General features: G+C 67.5%; 19 protein-coding genes, 1 tRNA gene and 1 pseudogene. 7 read left to right on the top strand and 14 right to left on the bottom strand.

Annotated features, from left to right (window positions below):
- Position 1 precedes the first annotated feature (1 nt).
- The 6 genes from urtB to hemN all read right to left on the bottom strand — a co-directional run bounded on the left by urtB (position 2) and on the right by hemN (position 6429).
- Positions 2–1621, bottom strand: coding sequence for an urea ABC transporter permease subunit UrtB (gene urtB / locus DIE04_RS10670; protein ID WP_124551309.1), 1620 nt, complete (start codon positions 1619–1621; stop codon positions 2–4).
- Positions 1622–1754: 133 nt separating this feature from the next.
- A complete protein-coding gene (gene urtA, locus DIE04_RS10665) occupies positions 1755–3062 on the bottom strand; it encodes an urea ABC transporter substrate-binding protein (RefSeq protein ID WP_124551310.1) in 1308 nt (435 codons plus the stop codon).
- A 549-nt stretch (positions 3063–3611) separates the two neighbouring features.
- Positions 3612–3935 carry a rhodanese-like domain-containing protein gene (locus tag DIE04_RS10660; protein ID WP_006758748.1) on the bottom strand — a complete coding sequence of 108 codons (324 nt, stop codon included), beginning with the start codon at positions 3933–3935 and terminating at the stop codon, positions 3612–3614.
- Positions 3936–3946: 11 nt separating this feature from the next.
- The gene (locus DIE04_RS10655) at positions 3947–4603 is read right to left on the bottom strand and encodes a protein-L-isoaspartate O-methyltransferase (protein ID WP_124487749.1); all 657 of its coding nucleotides are present in this window, start codon (positions 4601–4603) and stop codon (positions 3947–3949) included.
- A 104-nt stretch (positions 4604–4707) separates the two neighbouring features.
- Complete coding sequence (locus tag DIE04_RS10650; protein ID WP_044846256.1) at positions 4708–4965, bottom strand: hypothetical protein; 258 nt, start codon at positions 4963–4965, stop codon at positions 4708–4710.
- Positions 4966–5037: 72 nt separating this feature from the next.
- The gene (gene hemN, locus DIE04_RS10645) at positions 5038–6429 is read right to left on the bottom strand and encodes an oxygen-independent coproporphyrinogen III oxidase (RefSeq protein WP_124551311.1); all 1392 of its coding nucleotides are present in this window, start codon (positions 6427–6429) and stop codon (positions 5038–5040) included.
- Positions 6430–6599: 170 nt separating this feature from the next.
- Here hemN and DIE04_RS10640 point away from each other — a divergent pair, with 170 nt between their 5' ends.
- The 3 genes from DIE04_RS10640 to DIE04_RS10630 all read left to right on the top strand — a co-directional run bounded on the left by DIE04_RS10640 (position 6600) and on the right by DIE04_RS10630 (position 8543).
- Positions 6600–6911 (top strand): YkgJ family cysteine cluster protein, encoded by a 312-nt coding sequence (locus DIE04_RS10640; protein WP_044846310.1) that lies wholly within the window; start codon positions 6600–6602, stop codon positions 6909–6911.
- 141 nt (positions 6912–7052) lie between these two features.
- Positions 7053–7634 carry a DUF1439 domain-containing protein gene (locus tag DIE04_RS10635; RefSeq protein ID WP_044846254.1) on the top strand — a complete coding sequence of 194 codons (582 nt, stop codon included), beginning with the start codon at positions 7053–7055 and terminating at the stop codon, positions 7632–7634.
- Positions 7635–7712: 78 nt separating this feature from the next.
- On the top strand, positions 7713–8543 hold the full coding sequence (locus DIE04_RS10630; RefSeq protein WP_044846253.1) for an undecaprenyl-diphosphate phosphatase: 831 nt from the start codon (positions 7713–7715) through the stop codon (positions 8541–8543).
- A 124-nt stretch (positions 8544–8667) separates the two neighbouring features.
- Here the strand turns inward: DIE04_RS10630 and trmB are convergent, their stop codons facing one another.
- The 3 genes and pseudogenes from trmB to DIE04_RS10615 form a co-directional block, all read right to left on the bottom strand.
- Positions 8668–9435 (bottom strand): tRNA (guanosine(46)-N7)-methyltransferase TrmB, encoded by a 768-nt coding sequence (trmB, locus tag DIE04_RS10625; RefSeq protein ID WP_059605632.1) that lies wholly within the window; start codon positions 9433–9435, stop codon positions 8668–8670.
- Positions 9436–10039: 604 nt separating this feature from the next.
- Positions 10040–10756 (bottom strand): annotated as a pseudogene (locus DIE04_RS10620) (tyrosine-type recombinase/integrase); the annotation flags it as partial.
- Positions 10757–10982: 226 nt separating this feature from the next.
- Positions 10983–11057: transfer RNA gene (locus DIE04_RS10615), tRNA-Gly, on the bottom strand.
- A gap of 304 nt (positions 11058–11361) precedes the next feature.
- On the opposite strand from DIE04_RS10615, the gene DIE04_RS10610 reads away from it, so the two are divergent.
- Both DIE04_RS10610 and DIE04_RS10605 read left to right on the top strand, forming a co-directional pair.
- A complete protein-coding gene (locus tag DIE04_RS10610; protein ID WP_124522149.1) occupies positions 11362–11706 on the top strand; it encodes a cupin domain-containing protein in 345 nt (114 codons plus the stop codon).
- Between the two features lie 589 nt (positions 11707–12295).
- Complete coding sequence (locus DIE04_RS10605) at positions 12296–13456, top strand: enolase C-terminal domain-like protein (RefSeq protein WP_124551319.1); 1161 nt, start codon at positions 12296–12298, stop codon at positions 13454–13456.
- 83 nt (positions 13457–13539) lie between these two features.
- On the opposite strand, the gene DIE04_RS10600 is transcribed toward DIE04_RS10605, so the two are convergent.
- From DIE04_RS10600 to DIE04_RS10590, 3 genes are all read right to left on the bottom strand, one after another.
- Complete coding sequence (locus tag DIE04_RS10600) at positions 13540–14076, bottom strand: chromate transporter (RefSeq protein WP_124521610.1); 537 nt, start codon at positions 14074–14076, stop codon at positions 13540–13542.
- Complete coding sequence (locus DIE04_RS10595) at positions 14073–14684, bottom strand: chromate transporter (protein ID WP_124521619.1); 612 nt, start codon at positions 14682–14684, stop codon at positions 14073–14075. The genes DIE04_RS10600 and DIE04_RS10595 overlap by 4 nt, the downstream gene beginning before the upstream one ends.
- A gap of 129 nt (positions 14685–14813) precedes the next feature.
- On the bottom strand, positions 14814–15569 hold the full coding sequence (locus DIE04_RS10590; protein WP_124572988.1) for a DeoR/GlpR family DNA-binding transcription regulator: 756 nt from the start codon (positions 15567–15569) through the stop codon (positions 14814–14816).
- 81 nt (positions 15570–15650) lie between these two features.
- Here DIE04_RS10590 and DIE04_RS10585 point away from each other — a divergent pair, with 81 nt between their 5' ends.
- Both DIE04_RS10585 and DIE04_RS10580 read left to right on the top strand, forming a co-directional pair.
- Complete coding sequence (locus tag DIE04_RS10585; protein WP_124522144.1) at positions 15651–16256, top strand: NUDIX domain-containing protein; 606 nt, start codon at positions 15651–15653, stop codon at positions 16254–16256.
- Between the two features lie 79 nt (positions 16257–16335).
- Entirely contained in the window at positions 16336–17220 is an 885-nt protein-coding gene (locus DIE04_RS10580; protein ID WP_124521621.1) for a Sir2 family NAD-dependent protein deacetylase, read from the top strand.
- A gap of 128 nt (positions 17221–17348) precedes the next feature.
- On the opposite strand, the gene DIE04_RS10575 is transcribed toward DIE04_RS10580, so the two are convergent.
- On the bottom strand, positions 17349–18560 hold the full coding sequence (locus tag DIE04_RS10575; RefSeq protein WP_124521623.1) for a S53 family peptidase: 1212 nt from the start codon (positions 18558–18560) through the stop codon (positions 17349–17351).
- Positions 18561–18697: 137 nt separating this feature from the next.
- Positions 18698–18916, bottom strand: a complete 219-nt coding sequence (locus tag DIE04_RS10570) for a hypothetical protein (protein ID WP_124521625.1) — start codon at positions 18914–18916, stop codon at positions 18698–18700.
- Positions 18917–18954 lie beyond the last annotated feature (38 nt).

Below are 18954 nucleotides of genomic sequence, written 5' to 3'. Positions count from 1 at the left end.
GTCAGGCCTCCGCGCTGCGTCCCTTCGGGGCGAACATGCCCTGCGGACGTTTCTGGATGAACAGCACGATCATCACGAGCACCGCGATCTTCGCGAGCACGGCGCCCCAGAACGGCTCGATCGCCTTGCTGACGAGGCCGAGCCCGAAGCCGCCGAGCACGGTGCCGGCGATCTGGCCGACCCCGCCGAGCACGACCGCCATGAACGAATCGATGATGTAGTTCTGCCCGAGGTCGGGGCCCACGTTGCCGATCTGCGACAGCGCGCAGCCGCCGAGGCCCGCGATGCCCGCGCCGAACGCGAACGCATACGCGTCGACGCGCGCGGTCTTCACGCCGACGCACGCGGCCATCCGGCGGTTCTGCGTGACCGCGCGCACGAACAGGCCGAGCCGCGTCTTCGTCAGCACGCCCCACGCGACGCACACGACCGCGAGCGCGAACGCGAGGATCGCGAGCCGGTTGTACGGCAGGATCAGGTTCTGCATCACGGTGACGCCGCCGCTCATCCACGACGGGTTCACGACCTGCACGTTCTGCGCGCCGAACAGCATGCGCGTCGCCTGGATCAGGATCAGGCTCACGCCGAAGGTCGCGAGCAGCGTCTCGAGCGGGCGGCCGTACAGGTGCCGCAGCACGAGCCGCTCCAGCACGACGCCGACCAGCGCGGCCGCCGCGAACGAAACGGGCACCGCGACGAGCGGATACCAGTCGAACGCGGCCGGCGCGTAGCGCTGGATCAGCGTCTGCACGACATAGGTTGCGTACGCACCGATCATCAGGAATTCACCGTGCGCCATGTTGATCACGCCGATCAGCCCGTACGTGATCGCGAGCCCGAGCGCCGCGAGCAGCAGCACGCTGCCGAGCGACAGGCCCGCGAACACGGTGCCGGCGATTTCGCCGCGGCGCTGCAGCGCGTGCAATGCGTCGAGGCCTTGCTGCGCGGCGTCGCGCACGCGCGCGTCGGGTTCCGTGTAGCTGCCGTCGGCATTCTTCGCGACGAGGGGGCGCAATTGCTCGATCATGTCGAGGTCGCGGCGCGCGGCCACCACCTGCACGGCATCGAGACGCTTCGCCGGATCGGCGTCGTGCAGCGCGGCGATGGCCCACAGTGCGTCGAGGCGGCGTTTCAGCGCGGGATCGGTTTCCTTCGCGCGCGCGCGATCGATCATCGGCTTGAGCGCCGGGTCGGGCGACTTCAGCAGCGCATCGATCGCGTCGCGGCGCGCGGCGACGTCGGGCGACGCGAGGGCGAGGCCCGACAGCGCGCCGGCGATCTTCGTGCGCAGCAGGTTGTTCAGCATCACGGGCTGCGCGTCGCCGGCCGGCGTCGCGGCTTGCGTGAGCGCGTCGCGCGCGGTGTCGCCCGTCTGGATCAGCAGGCGGCCGTCGCCGGTCGCGAGCGCGTCGCCGCTCGACAGCGCATTGAGCAACGCGACGGCGCGCGGGTCGGCATCGGCGGCGAGACGGTCGACCGCGGCCGTCTTCGCGTCGAAGTCGTCGCCGGCGAGCGCGGCGGTATCGGCGGCCGTCAGGGCGAACGCGGCGCGCGGCAGTGCGCCCGCCAGCGCGGCACAGGCGACGACCGCGACGGCGGCGCGGCGAAAGCGTGTAGGCATCGGGAGATCCTGTCGGGCGTGGGAAAGCGGGTTCGTGCGGCGGTGCGCGTGCGATGCGTTACGGTGAGTACCGGCATTCGCGCACCGGCCTGCAAGCGGAGCGCCACGCCGGTGCGCCGCGCCCCGCATCGCATCAGGCCAGCGTCGCGCGCTGCCGGCGCAGGAACGCCGGGATCGAGCTGACGATGTCCGGCTTGCCCTGGTTGCCTGCGATGAACGGGCTCCACGGCTGCGCGCGCACCGCGGTCTTCGTCTTCCACACGACGTTGAATTGCCCGTCGCCGCGGATCTCGCCGATCATCACCGGCTTGTGCAGGTGATGGTTGCCGTCCATCGTGAGCGTGAAGCCCGAGGGGCCGGCAACGGTCTGGCCGATCATCGCGACGCGCACCTTGTCGACGTCGGTGCTCTTCGCCTTTTCGACGGCCTGCTTCCACATGTGGATGCCCACGTAGGTCGCCTCCATCGGATCGTTCGTCACGCGCTTCGCGCCGCCCGGCAGGTTGTTCGCCTTCACCCACGCGGCAAACTGGTCCTTGAACTTCGTGTTGGTCGGGTTCTTCACCGACATGAAGTAGTTCCACGCGGCGAGATGGCCGACGAGCGGCTTCGTGTCGATCCCGCGCAGCTCTTCCTCGCCGACCGAGAACGCGACCACCGGCACGTCGGTCGCCTTGATTCCCTGGTTGCCGAGCTCCTTGTAGAACGGCACGTTCGAATCGCCGTTGATCGTCGAGACCACGGTCGTCTTGCCGCCCTGGGCGAAGTTCTTGATGTTCGCGACGATCGTCTGGTAATCGCTGTGGCCGAACGGCGTGTAGACCTCCTGAATGTCGGCGTCCTTCACGCCCTTCGATTTCAGGAACGCGCGCAGGATCTTGTTGGTCGTGCGCGGATACACGTAGTCGGTGCCGAGCAGGAAGAAGCGCTTCGCGCCGCCGCCTTCCGCGCTCATCAGGTACTCGACGGCGGGGATCGCCTGCTGGTTCGGCGCGGCGCCCGTGTAGAACACGTTGCGCGACATTTCCTCGCCTTCGTATTGCACCGGGTAGTAGAGCAGGCCGTTCAGCTCCTCGAACACCGGCAGCACCGACTTGCGCGACACCGACGTCCAGCAGCCGAACACGCACGCGACCTTGTCCTGCGTGAGCAGCTGGCGCGCCTTCTCCGCGAACAGCGGCCAGTTCGATGCGGGATCGACGACCACCGGCTCGAGCTTGCGGCCCATCACGCCGCCGTTCTTGTTGATCTCTGCGATCGTCATCAGCGCCGTGTCCTTCAGCGACGTTTCGGAGATTGCCATCGTGCCCGACAGCGAATGCAGGATGCCGACCTTGATCGGGCCCGTGCCCGCATCGGCCGCGTGAGCGAACGGACTCTTGCCTGCCAGCGCGAGTGCACCGGCCATCGAACCGAACTTCAACAGACTGCGACGTTTCATCGGGATCCCCTTGTCATGTTGGATGTGCGTGCGCCGTGGCGGCGCCGGCATCGGAGTAACGCAAGGCATGTGCCAGTCGCGCCGATGCACGCCGGGCGTGCCTGTGCGGGGCGGCGCGGGGCGCCGGCGCGGTGCGCATGACGCGTCGTGCAGCATGCGCGATCCGTTGCGGTGCGCTCGCACGGGCGCAAATGGTGCACGGCGGGCGCCCGTGTTCGAGCGCGTGCGTCACACGTCGAAGGGGGGCGGCGCGGGATTGATGCGCACGCATCCGGCCGTGTCGTGTCGGCGTCGCGTGCACACGGCTTGGTCATGAAGTGCCAGGGGAAGGGCGAGGCGCTCCGCTCGACGGGTGCGTTGCCCGGGTTCTCGCCGCCTCGCGTCATCGAGCGGACGCGGATGGCCGGCGTGCGGAAACAAACGGAAGAGGATGGAACGGTGCAGCAGAAACGCAAACGGGCGCGCGATGCGCGCCCGTTCGGCGGGACTGGAGCGATCGGCTATTACTCGCCGGTCGCCGTGGCGGCGCGCGATGCGCCGCCGGGAAGGTCAGTAACGCGGTACGGACGGATCGACGTCACGCGACCACGCGTCGATGCCGCCCTGCAGGTTGTACAGCTTCGTGAAGCCGCGCGATTCGAGGAACATCGCGACTTGCGCGCTGCGCATCCCGTGATGGCACACGCAGACGATTTCCGCTTCGTCGTCGAGCTCCTCGCTGCGCGCGGGGATCTGCTGCATCGGGATCGACACGCTGCCGGCGATCTGCGCGGTCGAGATTTCCCACGGCTCGCGCACGTCGAGCACGACCGGCGCGGGGCGCGCCGGATCGCGAAGCCATTCCGCAAGCATCGCGGGCGTCAGGATCTGCATGGGGCCGCCGCTCAGAACTTGAAACGCGACGGTTCGATCGCGTTGACGAGGTGGTCGACGTAGGTTTCGAATACGTCGGCGACGCGGTACTGCTTCTCGTCGATGCGCGTGATGACCTGCGCCTTCATCACCGGACGGCCGCCGACGAACGCCGACAGGCGGCCGCCGATCTTCAGCTGTTCGAGCATCTGCTGCGGCACGACCGGCAGGCCGCCCGCGACGCAGATCACGTCGTACGGCGCCTTGTCGGGCCAGCCGAGCGAACCGTCGCCGAGTGCGACTTCCGCGTTCGTCACGCCGTCGTTGCGCAGGTTGTCGGCCGCGAACTTCGCGATGGCCGGATCGATCTCGACGGCCGTCACGTGCTGCGCGCGATGCGCGAACAGCGCGGCCAGGTAGCCCGAACCCGCGCCGATCACGAGCACGTTCTCGTGCTTCTTGACCGCCAGTTCCTGCAGCACGCGCGCTTCGACGCGCGGGAACAGCATCTTGCTGCGGCCGCCGGGCAGCGGCAGCTCGAGGTCGGCGAACGCGAGATCGCGGTGTTCGGGCGACACGTAGTGTTCACGCTTGACGATCGACAGCAGGCCCAGGACGTCCAGATCCAGCACGTCCCACGGCCGGATCTGTTGTTCGATCATGTTGAAACGCGCGTTTTCGATATTCATGGTGTGGTCACGCAGCCAGGTCGGCCATCAGCGGGGATAGAGAAACTTCGTGATTGTACCAAACGGGGCGGCGGCGAAGCCTTCAGACGGCCTGCAACAGACCTTTACGCCTTGCTCTTCTTGATCTGCGCCTCGAACGCGAGGTCGAGCTTGCTCGCCTTGCGCGGCTTTTTGGGGCCGAATTCGTCGACGAACCTGACGAATTCGTCGAGCGGCAGCGGCTCGCTGCGTTTCTCGGCGGTGCCGCCGGAGCGGTCGACCAGGTAGAACAGGCCGCCCGCCATCGCGACGGCGGCGAACTGCGGGTTGCCGGAACGGGTCTTGAGGCGTTCGACCGCGTGGGTTGCTTTGGTGGTGCGCATCGTGCGGGTTCTTGCAGGGGCGTGGAGCCCCTTACTTTATCAAACCGGCCGCCCGCATGCGGCCGTGCGGTGTCAGACGGTGCGCGAGTAGCGCTGATGCGGCGTCTGGCCGAGGTACGCGTCGAACGCCATCGCGATGTTGCGCACGACCATCCGGCCGGCCGCATGGATCGTCAGGCGGTCGCCGGCGACGGTCAGCAGGCCGTCCTGCTCGAACCCGCGCAGCGCGTCGAGCTCGCGCGCGAAGTGATCGGCGAAGCGGATCCCGTGCGCCGCCTCGATATGCGAGAACGGCAGTTCGAGGTTGCACATCAGCTGCGTGATCACGTCGCGGCGCAGCCGGTCGTCGGGCGTGAGCCGCACGCCGCGCGCGATCGGCAGCTGGCCCGCGTCGAGCGCGGCGCCATAGGCCGGCAGGTCCTTCGCGTTCTGTGCGTAGACGTCGCCGACCTTGCCGATCGACGACACGCCGAAGCCGATCAGGTCGGTATCCGCGCGCGTGCTGTAGCCCTGGAAATTGCGTTGCAGCGTGCCGTTGCGCTGCGCGCGCACGAGTTCGTCGGAAGGCCGCGCGAAGTGGTCCATCCCGATGTACACGTAGCCGGCCTGCGTCAGCATGTCGATCGCGAGGCCGAGCAGTGCGATGCGCGTTGCGGGCGGCGGCAGCGTCGCGTCGTCGATCTGCCGCTGCATCTTGAACAGGTGCGGCATGTGCGCGTAGCCGAATACCGACAGGCGGTCCGGCGCGAGCTCGATGATCGTCTCGAGCGTGCGCGCGAACACGGCGACCGTCTGGTGCGGCAGCCCGTAGATCAGGTCGACGCTGACCGATTGGAAGCCCGTCGTGCGCGCGGCCGACAGCAGGTCGGCCGTCATCGCGAGCGGCTGGACCCGGTTGATCGCCTGCTGCACGACCGGATCGAAATCCTGCACGCCGAGGCTCAGCCGGTTGAAGCCGATGTTGCGCAGGTGGACGAGCGTCGCGGGCGTGACCGTGCGCGGGTCGATCTCGATCGAGAACTCGGCGTCGGCGTCCGGCGCGAGCGCGAAATGTTCGCGGGTGGCCGCCATCAGCTCGGCCGTTTCGTCGTCGGACAGGAAGGTCGGCGTGCCGCCGCCCCAGTGAAGCTGCGTGACCGGGCGCGCGGGATCGAACAGCGCGGCCTGCAGCGCCAGTTCGCGCTTCAGTTGCTCGAGATACGGGCGCGCGCGGCGGCGGTTGTTGGTCGCGATCTTGTTGCAGCCGCAATAGAAGCAGGCCGTATTGCAGAACGGGATGTGAAAGTACAGCGACAGGTCGCTGGCCGACGCGCCGGGATCGCCCGCGGCGCGCACGTAGTCGGCCGGGTCGAATTCGTCGCGGAACTGCAGCGCGGTGGGGTAGGACGTATAGCGCGGCCCGTTCGCACCGTACTTCGCGAGCAAATCGGGACGGAACAGTGTGTCGGCAGAACCGGAACTCATGATGGTCTCGCGCTTTTTGGATGCTTTGGAGTATATGAACGCGCGTTCCGGCTGCATTGTGTAATAACGTCGCAGCCGGCGGTGGCACAATGCGCGGTGGGCTGCCGCACGCTGCGTCCGGTTGCCGCACCGTTTTTTGTTGTTCGTGAGAGAGCCGAGTGTCCGTCGAAATGCCTGTCCGTCCGGCGCCCGCCGAGGTCCCGCCGCCGCATGCGTGCCGCGAGGGGTGCGGCGCATGCTGCATCGCGCCGTCGATTTCCTCGCCGATTCCGGGAATGCCCGACGGCAAGCCGGCCGGCGTGCGCTGCGTGCAGCTCGGCGACGACCTGCGCTGCCGGATCTTCGGCCGGCCCGAGCGGCCCGCGTGCTGTTCCGGGCTGCAGCCGTCCGCCGAGATGTGCGGTGCGTCGCGCGACGACGCGCTCGCGTGGCTGACGCGCCTCGAGATCGCGACGCAGCCGTCGCCCGGCGCGGCCCGCTGACGCGCTGCCCGCGCTGTCGTTTGCCGGCACGCGCATGGAACCGGCGACGCGCGTCGAAGCACTAACTTGGGTCCCCGGCGCCACATGGGGCGGAGCCGATAACCGGACTGCCGCTTCGCCCGATACAGGAGATTGTTCAGCATGACCGCATCTTGCACGCCTGGCCGGCGCCGCTTCCTCGCCGCTTGCGCCGGCGCCATCGGCGTGTCGGTATCGCTCGCCGCCTGCGCGTCGACGTTTCCGTTCATTCCCGATCACTACACGTTCTCGCGCGGCGACGTGCAGAAGGCCGTCGCGCGCAAGTTTCCGTACCAGAAGACGGTCGCGCAGGTCGTCGACGTGTCGCTGGCGAATCCGGCCGTCAACCTGCTGCCCGACCAGAACCGCGTCGCGGTGCAGCTCGATGCGCATTTCGCGAGTCCGTTCCTGAGCGAACCGGTGAGCGGCAAGTTCACCGTGTCGGGCCAGCTGGCCTACGACGCGCCGAGCCGCTCGGTCGTGCTGAAGGCGCCGGCCGTCGACAGCCTCGTGCTCGACGGCAACGCGCAGATGTACGCGCAACAGGTCGGCGCGGCCGCCGGCCTGCTCGCGACGCAGGTGCTGACCAACTATCCGATCTATACGTTCAAGCCCGAGCAACTGCAATTTGCCGGCGTGAACTACGAACCCGGTACAATTACGATTCTTACAAACGGCATACGCGTGGCGATCGTCGAAAAGTGACGGCGCACCGCGCGCGGCCGGGCGGGCCGCGGCGGTGACGCGGCCCTTTCTTTCGACTACTTCGGAGTTGGGCCACGGATGGACTGGATCCTGATCTGCAAGGCATTGATCCTCGGCGTCGTCGAGGGGCTGACGGAATTCCTCCCGGTGTCGAGCACCGGCCACCTGATCGTCGCGGGCAGTTTCCTGAATTTCAACGATGCGCACGCGAAGACCTTCGACGTCGTGATCCAGTTCGGCGCGATTCTCGCGGTCTGCTGGGAATACCGGCAGCGGATCGTGTCCATCGTGTCCGGGCTGCCGAGCCGGCCCGACGCGCAGCGCTTCACGCTGAACGTCGTGATCGCGACCATTCCCGCGATCGCGCTCGGCCTGCTGTTCGAGAAGAAGATCAAGGCCGTGCTGTTCTCGCCGGTGCCGGTCGCATTCGCGCTCGTCGTCGGCGGCGCGATCATCCTGTGGGCCGAGGCGCGGCAGCGCGAACGCAGCGAGCCGCCGCGCGTGCAGTCGGTCGATGCGCTCACGCCGCTCGATGCGCTGAAGGTCGGCCTCGCGCAATGCTTCGCGCTGGTGCCGGGCATGTCGCGCTCCGGCTCGACGATCATCGGCGGGATGCTGTTCGGCCTCGACCGGCGCGTCGCGACCGAATTCTCGTTCTTCCTCGCGATTCCGATCATCTTCGGCGCGACGCTCTATGAAACCGTCAAGGACTGGCAGGCATTCACGGTCGACTCGCTCGGCCTGTTCGCGCTCGGGCTGGTTGCCGCGTTCGTCAGCGCGTTCGTGTGCGTGCGCTGGCTGCTGCGCTTCGTCGCGACGCACGACTTCACCGTGTTCGCGTGGTACCGGATCGCGTTCGGCCTGTTCGTGCTGCTGGTGGGCTACAGCGGGTGGCTGAACTGGGCGTGATGCCGGTGCGGGGGCGCAGGTGCTCCCGACAGATGGATGAAGAACGGCCCGATCGGCAAGATGCCGGTCGGGCCGTTTTTCATGGCGCGGCGCGCAGCGTGCGCCATGCCGCCGCGAGCCGTGTTCAGCCGGCGCGCTTGCGGAACACCAGGTCCCACACGCCGTGGCCGAGCCGCAGCCCGCGCCGTTCGAACTTCGTGACGGGGCGGTAGTCGGGGCGCGGCGCGTAGTCGGCGGCCGTGTTCTCGAGCGTCGGTTCGGCGCCGAGCACTTCCAGCATCTGTTCCGCGTAGTTCTGCCAGTCGGTCGCGCAATGCAGGTACGCACCTGGTTTCAGGCGCGATGCGAGGTGCGCGACGAGCGGCGGCTGGATCAGCCGGCGCTTGTGGTGACGCGCCTTGTGCCACGGATCCGGGAAGAAGATGTGCACGCCGTCGAGGCTTTCCGGCGCGAGCATGTGCTCGAGCACTTCGACCGCGTCGTGCTGGATGATGCGGATGTTCGGCAGGTCCTGCTCGCCGATCAGCTTCAGCAGCGCGCCGACGCCCGGCTCGTGCACCTCGACGCCGAGGAAGTCGTCGCCCGGGCGATGCGCGGCGATTTCCGCGGTCGACGCGCCCATCCCGAAGCCGATTTCCAGGATGCGCGGCGCGCGGCGGCCGAACACGGCGTCCCAGTCGGGGATTTCAGCGGCGTACGGCACGACGAAGCGCGGGCCCAGATCGTCGAGCGCGCGACGCTGGCCGGTCGACACGCGGCCGGCGCGCGTCACGAAGCTGCGGATGCGGCGTCGGTGCAGCGGATTGACTTCGTCGGCGCCGTCGGCGGCTTCGTCGGGAAGGGCGGCGTCGTCCGGCGGCAGGCCGGCTTCGTTCGGATCGTCGTGCATCATCGGTGACAGAGAAAGGCTTGGTTCGGGCGCGGGCCCGTTACGCCCGCTACGCGCAGCGGTGCTGCCGGATGGACAGGCAGATGGTACAAAAAAGCCGCCTTCGACGAGGCGGCTCTTGCGCAGGCTGCCGAGCAGCCGAAGGTGGAGCGGGCGATGGTAACAGCAAAAACCCCGCAACTTGTTGATAAATAAACGCTTTCCTCAATTCGAGATGGAGGAAAGTACTTAATTATCTACTTGTTCAGGCCATCTTTCAAGACTCATTGGTCAGCACGTTCCATCGGATGCTCCTTCGCAGCTATCCGTGTCGACGGAGCTATTCGGCAGTTCCGTTTTTCTATCGCTTCAGATACACCGCCGTAATCTGCGTGCGCTCATGCCTCAGCTCGCGGCTGATGGCCTGCCGCGCCTGCGCATCCAAGGTGCGCTGCGCGGGCGTCAAGCCCCACACCACCAGCCAGGGTGGACGCACGGGCTCTGAAAACATGCACGAGGCGCAGAGCAGGCAACACCCGGCCACACAGGACCCCAATCGGCTGAAGGAAGGCTGTACGTGCGCCAAGACCAACGGCAGCATCAGCTTCGCCATGGGCAGCGAGACGCTCAGGCGAATCGCCAATGTGGTTTGCTGCCGAATCGGCCCCTTGCGCAGCGTTTGGAGGAAAGCCGGCAACTGACCCATACGAAGGAACGGATTGTGTTCCACCGGGGGCAAGGGTACGGCGACAACGTCCAGATCGGTGGCAGGATTTTTCTCCAAGTCGGGGACGACGACGAGGGCGAAACGGAACATCTGGGCGAACCAGGTCCGCACCTTTTCGGCCACGGAATAGGACTTGCGCGCTTCGATTCGCTGGATGACTTCGAGCAGATGGCCGCGTGTCACATCGTAGATAGACAACGAGCGCAGCAGGGGCAGAACGTCGTTGTCGAAGCCGCGGCGGATTTGCGAAAGTGTGCTCTGCCGGCCGTCAGGCAGGACAATCGACCGGTGAGCCAGCCATTGCTCGAAGACAGCCGCGAAGGTGTTGTCGCTGGCCAGGCGCGCGCTCCGTTGCTTCTTCTTGCGCTCGATGTGCGGATTGATGCCCTTGGCGAGCTGCGAACGCGCCTCATCGCGCATCGTCCGTGCTTCCTGCAGCGACACCTCCGGATAGGTCCCGAATGAGATCGGCCGTTGCTTGCCTGCCCAGTAGTAGCGGAAATGCCAGGCGCGACCGCCTGTGGCTGTAACCTGGAGGAAGAGACCGAGCGAGTCCCGGAGGGTGTACTTTTTGCCCGTCGCTTTGGCGTGACGGACCGCGAAATCTATAAGAGACATGTCATCGACTCCTGAATCGAAGTTCAGGGTGATGCTGTTCTATCGTCGCTCACGCTCCCACAAACAATGCGGAACTGCTCGCCACCGCAAAAAACTACTTAAAAACCTACTTGTTTTGGGTGGCTTTTGGTGGCTCAGTATGACTCTTGGTGGAACTCAAAAGGCCGAAAAACCCTTTGAATTCAACCGACTACAGAAGTCACTGGAGCGCAGTGGAAACTAAGCGTGGAGCGGGCGATGGGAATCGAACCCACGTCATCAGCTTGGGAAGCTGAGGTAATGGCCATTATACGACGCCCGCAGAACGGGTAATTCTACAGGGTTTGGCGCGGATGTTGCAAGCGAGGCGTTTTGAGGCGTTTTGGCCGCCGGCCTTGAAACCGGCGTGGCCCGGTGGCGGTGCGATCGATCGCCGGTAACGAGCGTCAAGGATCGGTCTGCAGCGGTCCGTCAACGCAAGGCCGTCCGGAAAATGCGCTGGCGGCGCGCCTGCATGCGGGCCCGTGTCGAAAATGGACGAGTCGGTGTCGGACGCATACAAGCTGCGGTGCAGCTTTCGAACTAACGTGACAGACCTCTTACCCGATCGTTAGTCTGGAGCTGACATGTCCGATTTCATCACCGTTCTGCGCAAAACCTGCCCGACCCCGGTCGTCGACGCGACCAAGTGGAAGCGCATCGGCGGCGATCCGCACACCGTGAACCTCAACGCCTACGTCTCCAAGGACGGCAGCAAGATCATGGGCACCTGGATCTGCACGCCGGGCAAGTTCGAGGTGAACTACGAGAAATGGGAGTACTGCCACTTCCTCGACGGCTACTGCATCATCACGCCGGAAGGCGAGGAGCCTGTGCACCTGAGGGCCGGCGACGTGTTCGTGATCGAACCCGGCATGAAAGGAACGTGGGAAGTGGTGGAGACGGTGCGCAAGTACTTCGTCTTCGCCTGAGCGTGTGGATCGGTTCGGGCTGCGCCAACGCGCCGGTCGCACCGACGCGTTGAGCCGCACCTTCAGCCGATACCGACGAACAGCGGATTCAGCCGGGGATCGCCAGCAGCGAACCCCGGCCCAACAAAATAAAACGCGTTCCGGGTCGGAAACAGCTCCCGAGCGTGGTCGCACGCCCGGCCGGTTCCACTATCGCGCGGATCGCGCCGGGTGACGCGCTGTTCACCCGCCTGTTCACCGGCAGCGACATGTTTCGCATGCGATGCCGATCGGCGCGGCGGTGCCGCGGTACAAGCGTAAATCGCGGGGGCGCCATTGGATCTCGGCGCACGTTGCCGAGGCCGCGCATGGCCGACGCGCAAGTGCACGTGTCACGCGCCTCGCGCATGACGGAGCACGCATGCGCGCACCGATGCAGTACGGCACGATTCGGACGCTGTCGCTCAAGTCGCATGACTTCACGGCATCGCGACGATCGCGAGCATGCAGGGCATCGCGCAAGCGCCTATGATGCAGCGATCCGCCCGTCACGCCGGCTGCCGCGCGTGCATGGCCCGCGAACGCCGAACGTTTTCCCGGAACCCCGACCATGCGCATCACCGACATCCGCGAGCAGGCGATCCCGGTTTCCCGCTATGCCGATCCGGCGATTCCGTCGGGCGGCCTGACGACGAGCGTCGTCGCGATCGTCACCGATGTCGTGCGCGATGGCCGGCCGGTCACGGGCTATGGCTACGCGTCGGTCGGCCGCCATGCGCAGGGCGGGCTGATTCGCGAACGGTTCGCGCCGCGTCTGCTGGCCGCCGCGCACGCCATCGCCGACGACGCCGGCACGAACCTCGATCCGTTTCGCGCATGGCGCGCGATGATGGCGGGCGAGAAGCCCGGCGGGCACGGCGAACGCTGTGTCGCGGTCGGCGTGCTCGACATGGCGATCTGGGATGCCGCCGCGAAGATCGCGGGCCTGCCGCTCCATCGCTTCGTCGCCGACCGGCTCGCGCGCCACGCGGCGCCCCGCGTGCGCGTCTACGCGGGCGGCGGCTACCGCTATCCGCACGACGATCTCCCGCACCTGTCGGACGAGATGCGCCGCATCGCCGATCTCGGCTACACGCACGCGAAGATCAAGATCGGCGGCCCGGATATCGACCAGGACACACGCCGCGTCGAAACCGCCGCGGCCTGCCTTGCCGACAGCTCGCATCTCGCGGTCGACGCGATGAACGCGTACGACGCGACGAGCGGCCCCGCTGCCGCCGCGCGGCTGGCCCCGTTCGAACTCTGGTGGTTCGAGGATCTGTGCGACCCGCTCGACCTGCCGCTTCACGCGGACCTGACTGCGCAATACACGCCGCCGGTCGCGGCCGGCGAGGCGTTGTTCTCGCTCGCGGAAGCGAAGCTGCTCGAGCGCTACGGCGGCCTGCGCCCGGACCGCGACGTCCTCGTGTTCGATCCGGTGCATTGCTATGGCCTGCCGGGCTACCTGCAGATCGTCGACCATTTCGTGTCGAACGGCTGGCGGCGCGATGCGTTCTGGCCGCATGGCGGTCATCTGTTCTCGCTGCACGTCGTGTCGGCGCTCGGGCTTGGCGGCGCGGAAGTCAGCCCGTTCGCGTTCCATCCGTTCAGCGGGCTGGCGGACGGCGCAACGGTCGACGCCGGCTACACGCCCGTGCCGCAGGCGCCGGGCATCGGTTTCGAGCTGCATGCCGATGCCTGTCGCGCGTTTCGCTCGGTCGCGGGCCGCTGACCGGCGCCGCCGGTGTCAGCGCGCGTCGATCGCGAAGCGGGCCGTGCATGCTTTGGCGGGCCGGCTTGGCGCGGATGCCGCCGTCAGCCGATCGCGTGCACGCCGACCAGCAGCAACGCGCCGACGACGATCAGCAGCAACGCATGAATGCGCGTGCCCATCACGCACACGGTCGACCCGACCGCGATCGCCCGCGCGGCCCAGCCGCCGTCGAGCGCGCGCAGCAGCACCCAGACCGACGCGAGGATCATGCCGGCCGCGACCGGGCGCAGGCCGGCTTCGAGTGCGATCTGCCAGCGTGCGCCCTGGTGCCGCCGCCACAGATGCGCGACGCCGTAGATCAGGAACGCGGTCGGCCCGAACAGCGCGAGCGTCGCGATCACCGCGCCCCAGAAGCCCGCCACCTGCCAGCCGATCAGCGTCGCGAGCAGCGAGCCGGGGCCGGGTGCCATCCGCGCGATCGCGAAGTCGTTCACGAACTGCGTGGCCGTCATCCAGTGATGCACGTCGACGACCTGCCGCTGGATGTCGGCGATGATCGCCTGTCCGCCGCCGATCGTCGCGATCGACAGCGGCGCGAATACGCCGAACAGGGCGGCGTAGCGTGACGGGGCAGTCATCGTTCGGCGCTCCCGCCGGTGGCGGCGCCCGCACGGCGGTATTCGAGCGCGACGCTCAGCGTGCCGCCGATCAGCACGGTCCAGACGAGCGGCCAGTGCAGCACCGCCACCGACACGAACGTGAGCGTCGTCACCGCGAACGGCAGCGCGCGGCGCGGCAGCCGGCGCACCGCGGTGATCGCCATCGAGATCGACAGCCCGATCGCCGCGGCGGCCGCGCCCGCGAGTGCGACATGCGTGAGCGGAAAACGCGTGAGCGTCGAGAACGCGACGCCGAACAGCACGATCAGCACGGCCGGCGGTGCGATGATGCCGGTGAAGCCGGCCACCGCGCCGCGCCATCCGGCCAGCCGGTAGCCGATCCAGATTGAGAGGTTCTTCACGTTGACGCCCGGCAGCGCCTGCGACAGCGCGAGGCCGTTGAGGAACGCCTCTTCGTCGAGCCAGCGCCGCTCGTGCACGAAGTCGCGCATCATGCGCCCGCTCAGCCCGCCGCCGAAGCTGGTGAGGCCGATTTGCGCGAACGCGATGAACAGCGCGAGGACGCCGGGGGGCGGGGCAGCGCCGTCGGGCGGCGCGGGTGCGATCGGGGTGGCGGGCGAAGACATCGGACGGACAAGGCGCGGCGGGTGGGCAGTCGCCCATGGTAGCAAGCGGTGCCTGTCAGCACGCTGACATCGGGCCGGCGAGGATGCTTGCGCAACGACGTCGGCGCGCCCGCCGAAACCGGCGCGCGGCTAGGCCCGCACGACCGTCACGCCCGCGGCCTCGATCGGCTCGGTCAGCGCCGCATCGGTTTCCCGTTCGACCACGATGACCTGTGCGAGCGCGAGCTCGCCGATCACGAACTGCGACGCCGCACGCAACTTGGATTGCGACGCCAGCACGATCGTCTCGCCGGCTCGCGCGGCCAGCGCGCGCTTGATCGCCGCTTCCTCGAAGTCGCCGGTGCTGAGCCCCGCGACCGGATGAACGCCCGTGACGCCCATGAAATACAGGTCGGCGTGGATGCGCGCGATGCCTTCCATCGCCGCGGCGCCCACCGCGACGATCGAATGCTTGTACAACCGTCCGCCGATCAGGATCACGTCGATCGACGGATGCGCGGCCAGCGCGACGGCGACGCTCGGGCTGTGCGTGACGATCGTCGCGCGCAGGTCGGGCGGCAACTGGCTGACGAGCAAGGCCGAGGTCGTGCCGCCGTCGACGATCACGACCTGTCCGGGCGCGATCATCTGCGCGGCGCGGCGTGCGATACGCCGCTTTTCCGCCGTGTCGAGCGTCTCGCGCTGCGCGAACGGCGCGACGGCCGGCGACGCCGGCAGCGCGCCGCCGTGCACGCGTTGCAGCAGGCCTTCGGCCGCCAGCTCGCGCAGGTCGCGGCGCACGGTGTCCTCGGACACGCCGAATTGCGCGCTCAGTTCGACAGCCAGCACCTGGCCGTCGCGGGCGAGCGCGTCGAGGATCGCTTTCTTGCGTTGGGTCGTCAGCATCGTGTTTGCACGAAATTTCTTGAAATTGCACGAATATGCACGTTACCATGAGTGCCATCACTTGTCGAATGGGAGGCCGCCATGGCCGCAACGCGGGACCGCGTCCGCATCGTCGATACGACGGTGCTGTCCGATGACTGGTATGTGCTGAAGAAGGTCACGTTCGATTTCCTGCGCCGCGACGGCACGTGGCAGCGCCTCAGCCGCGAAACCTACGATCGCGGCAACGGCGCGACCATCCTGCTGCGCAACGCGGCGACGGGCGACGTGCTGCTCACGCGGCAGTTCCGGATGCCGGCGTTCGTCAACGGACACGACGGGATGCTGCTCGAAGCCGCCGCGGGCCTGCTCGACGACGCGACGCCCGACGCACGCATCCGTGCCGAGGCCGAAGAGGAAACCGGCTATCGCGTGCGCGGCGTGCGCAAGGTGTTCGAGGCGTTCATGAGCCCGGGCTCGGTGACGGAGAAGCTGCATTTCTTCGTCGGCGAATACGATGCGTCGCTGCGCACGGGCGACGGCGGCGGGATCGCGGAGGAGGGCGAGGATCTCGAGGTCGTCGAGATGCCGCTGCACACGGCGCTGGATGCCGTCGAGCGCGGCGAGATCGTCGACGCGAAGACGATCATGCTGCTGCAGTACGTCGCGCTGCGTGAACCCGCGGGCGGGCGCGCAACGACGGGATGAGGCCGCGGCGCGGCACTCGAACGGGCGTATGATCGCGCGACGCCATTCGTACACCGTTCGACGCTACCGCTGCGCCATCATGCCGATTTCCGATTCGCCCGACTCCATCGGTTCCGCCGATTCCAATGCCGCTGCCGCGCCACTGCCGGCGCATCTGGTCGCGTCCGCCGTCGAGGCGCTCGCGCGGGCCGATGCGCTGCTCGTGACGGCCGGCGCCGGCATCGGCGTCGATTCGGGGCTGCCCGATTTCCGCGGCACGGACGGCTTCTGGCGCGCGTATCCGGCGCTGCGCCACGAGCGTTTCGAATTCCACGAGATCGCGTCGCCGCAGGCGTTCCGCGCGCATCCGCAGCTTGCGTGGGGCTTCTACGGGCACCGTCTCGAACTCTACCGTCGGACGGTGCCGCACGCGGGCTTCGCGATCCTGCGGCGCTGGATGGACGCGATGCCGAACGGCGGCTTCGTGCTGACGAGCAATGTCGACGGCCAGTTCCAGAAGGCCGGCTTCGATCCGGCGCGTGTCGTCGAGATTCACGGTTCGATTCATTCGATGCAATGCCTGCGACCCTGCTCGGACGACACGTGGGACGCCGCGCCGTTCACGCCCGACGTCGACGCAGCCGCGTGTCGGCTGGTCGGCGAGTTGCCGCGCTGCCCGCGGTGCGGCGGCCTCGCGCGGCCGAACATCCTGATGTTCGGCGACCACGGCTGGCTCGGCGAACGCTACGACGCGCAGGAGCGGGCGCTGCACGACTGGATCGCGCAGGCAGGACGGGTGAGCGTCGTCGAGATCGGCGCGGGCACCGCGATTCCGACCGTGCGGCTGCTGAGCGAACGGCTCGGCGCCGACGTGATCCGCATCAACGCACGCGAAGCCCATGCGCGCCGCGCGGACGTGATCGGGCTGAAGGGCGGCGCGCTCGCGACGCTCGCCGCGCTCGACCGCGCGTGGCACGGGGGTTGAACGCCGCACCCCGGTACGGGCTGCGTTCGCCCGTTGCGGTTGGCCGACGAGCGCCTGCACGAGTGCCGGGGCTTGTCGCACGGCACGGCGATTGAACGCCGCACCCCGGCACGGCCTGCGTTCACCCGTTACGGCTGGCCGACGAGCGCCTGCACGAGTGCCGGTGCTTGCGGCGAACCGAGGCCGGTCACGTAGTCGTAGCCGCCCGCGGCGTTGCAGATGCTGCCGCAGCTGCCGTTGGACCCGGTCGTGACGTCGTGATAGTCGCTGCCGTAGGCGTTTTTCCCGACCGTATAGAGCGTGTTGTAGGTACCGCTCAACGGGCTTTTGCCGGCCGCCGCGCGCAGCGAATTCGCGATCGCGACGAGTGCCGACCATTGCGGCGCGCCTGCGCTGGTGCCGCCGACCTGGAACCAGCCCGCCTGCCCCTGGTAGGTGACCGAGTCGTACACCGCGAAACCGCTGGACGGGTTCGCGTCGTAGCTGACGTCGGGCACGCCGCGCTTGCCGGCGACCGGCACCGGCCAGGCGGTCTGGCCGGCCGGTTCGCCCTCGACGGAACTCACGCCGCCGCCGCTGCCGCTCCACGCGGCCTCGCCGACGTAGGCGCCGGATACGTCGGTGGACAACGTCGTGCCGCCCACCGCCACCACGTACGGCGACGCCGCCGGGTACTCGGTGCCGGTGCCGCTGTCGCCGGACGACGCGACGAACGTGACACCCGATACGTTGAAGTGGCTGTCGAAGCCGGTTTCGCTGTTGAACTCGTTGCCGCCGAAGCTCATCGACACGACCGACGCGCCGCGCTTGACCGCGACGTCGACCGCGGCCATCAGGTCGTTGAAGCTGGCCGACGCGGCCTCGACGAGCACGATTCTCGCCTTCGGTGCGATCGCATGCACCCATTCGACGTCGAGCGATATCTCGAGCGCCCAGCCCGAATCGGCCCTGGGCCGCGCGCCGCGTGCATATACCTTGGTGAAGCAGCCGTTCGCCGTGGTGCAGGCCGGCAACGAGAACGCGTTGCTGAACACGCCGAGATCGGACTCGATCCGCGGGTCGTCGTATGCGTCGACGATCGCAACGACCATCCCGTCGCCCTGGTTGGCGATCGTGTCGAATCCGTACGCGTGCCGGGTGAGCGCCGGCGTGAGGCCGGCCACCGTGGCCGTGCTTGCGCGCGGTTTCGTATGGAACGGCGGACGGGCGAATCCCTTGGGTGCACGGGCGCCCTCGACGTAGGGCGGCGGCCCGTTGTCCGCGGCGAGCGCGACGCTCGACGCGAGCAGCGACGCGCACAGCGCCGGTATCAACATGGAAGACAGGCGGATATTGTTCATTCTTCGAATCTCCATGTCGATGGAGTAGCGGGCGAAACAATTCTACGAAATCGGCTGCGTAAATTGCATCGGATATCGAACGAATACGGGAATATCTGATGAGGGTAAATACGTGAAATACCAATGGAATGCGGCGTTCAAGCGCTGGCGTGCCGCCCGACGAAGCTGATCTTTCCGGTATTAAAAATCTGATAAATAATCGACGCCGGTTTGATTTGTAATGTCCGGCGTAATCGATTGGAAAAAATCGATTGCGGCACGGATGCCGGAACAATGAAATGCGTGATGCCGGTGCGACGCGATGCGGGCCCCGTCCGCCGGTCCTCCGGCATTGCCGTCGCGGCGCGATTGCGCATACAGTTCGGCGTAGGCCGCATCCGCGATGCGGGCTCGT

This window comes from Burkholderia sp. Bp8994, assembly GCF_003853805.1.
Lineage (GTDB): Bacteria > Pseudomonadota > Gammaproteobacteria > Burkholderiales > Burkholderiaceae > Burkholderia.
This window is presented reverse-complemented; position numbering and strand designations above follow the sequence as displayed.